The 1928-nt window shown below is 71.4% G+C and carries 1 pseudogene; it reads right to left on the bottom strand.

Annotation, left to right across the window (positions count from 1 at the left end):
* Positions 1–1809: pseudogene (locus MKK54_RS00015) on the bottom strand (phage tail protein); the annotation flags it as partial.
* Positions 1810–1928 lie beyond the last annotated feature (119 nt).

Genomic DNA, 1928 nt, shown 5'->3' with positions numbered 1-1928 from the left:
TGGATGCGGGCCGAGACGCCCGCCGGCCCGGACTGCACCGCGAGGCTGAACCGCCCCGTGGCCGTCCCGGCATCGGAGCGGGCCTGCACATCGGTGATCCGGTTCGACAGGGCGCTGACGGCGGTCGCGCGGGCCGTCGATGCGCTGGGACAGGGCACCATCGACCGTGGCTCGCGTGACGCTCTCGTCGGAGATGGCCCCGAAGGCATCGCCGACCCGCGAGATGATGTAGGCGCTGTACTGCGAGACGGCCGTGATCGCATCGGCGCGCGTCACCTCCTCCCGCGCGATCCGCGCGGTGTTCTCGCCGGCCGTTGCCTCGACGAGGGAGATGCGCTGCGCTTGCGCGCTGACCGCATCGGCCCGGATGGAAGCCTCCTGGATGATGGACGCTTCGTTCGTGCCGACCCGCGCGGAGACCCCGTCGATCCGCATGGCCTGCGCGCTGACGGCATCGGCCCGGGCCGTCTGCTCTGAGAGGAGCCCGGCTTCGTTCGTGCCCAGGCGTGCATTGATGGCGATCAGGCTGGTCGCATAGGCCTCGTCTTTGCCGATCCGAATCTGCTGCTCGGCCAGGAAGTAGGCGCGGTCGGCATCCGTCTGCGTGATGAGCGCGGTGGTGCGCGACGCCTGGGCGCTGACGGAGTCCGCGGTGGTCCTGGACACGTCGATGATCGCGGCCGCGTTCCCGTCGATCCGGGAGACCGCGATGTCGATCCGTGAGGTGATCGCTTGCTCGGCCGTCAGCCGGCTCTGCGACTCGGCCGTGATCGCCGCCGTATTGGCGGTGTCGTTGCCCAGGCTCTCCAGGGCGCGCGCCAGCGCCAGGTCGGCGTGGGCCTTGGCGGCATCGAAATCCGCCTTCGCCTGGACGGCGATCGCCTGCGCCTGCGCCTCGACCGCGTTGATGTGGTCGAGGCGCCCGCGCACGTCTTCGGTCAGCCCGGCATAGTCGATCGGCGGCAGGTTGATGATCTCGGTCTGCGAGCCGTCGACCACCGGCGCCACGGTGGTGAAGGTGGTCAGCTTCCAGGCGCCGGGCAGACCCGTGCGGCCGTAGGCCCGGGCGCGCACCGTGACCGGACCCTCGACCTGGCGCATCGCCGCCCGGCCGGACGAGGCCGGGCCGAAGGGCGAGAGCACGTCCCAGCTGCCGCCGGCATCGTAGGACAGTTCGGCCTCGTAGTTCCGGGCGCCGCGCGTGGTCGACACGCCCCAGACCACCTCGATGCCGGTCTCGATGCGCACGCAGCGCGCGTGCAGCACCGCGATCTCCGGGACGAGCGGCTCGGCCAGGCTGTCCGCGTTGACCGGCGCCGGCGCGATTACGTCCTCGTCGAGGAGCTGCCAGACGCGCGCGTCGTCGGCCACCATCTCGATCTGCACGTGGTCGGCATCCGAGGGGATCGCCGAGCGCGCGACGTAGGTCTCCTGCAACTCGACGAGATCGCCCAGCACCACCGTGGTGGGGTCCTGGCTGTCGAGGGCCAAGACGCTCGACAGCGTCCGCCCGGTCTGCGCCTGGAGCGCCGTCACGTCGTCGGGGTGGAGTTCCAGCCCGCGCGGTCCGACACCGCGCATGCGCAGGATGCCCCATTCCCGGCCCGCCCGAGTGCGGATCGAGCCGTAGCCCCACGCGCCCGGCACGTTGGCGGTGACGTCGAGGGTGAGGGTGTTGCCGTTGCGGGCATCGACACCGTAGGCCTGCTTGCCCTGGAGGAACCACAGGTCGGAGAGCACGTGGTCCCCGGGATAGACGAGGCGCCCGTCCCACTCGGTGGTGATCTTGCCCAGCGCAGGACCCCGCATCCGGCGGCCAGCATCGCCGCCCCGGCGGTGCCGAGGCGTGCCAGCAGCCCGGATCCGAAGAGGACGAACACGGCGACCTCCGAGAGCACCGCCAGCGACCAGAGCAGGCTGATGGTGCC

This window comes from Methylobacterium sp. J-068 (assembly GCF_022829445.1).
Classification (GTDB): domain Bacteria; phylum Pseudomonadota; class Alphaproteobacteria; order Rhizobiales; family Beijerinckiaceae; genus Methylobacterium.
This window is presented reverse-complemented; position numbering and strand designations above follow the sequence as displayed.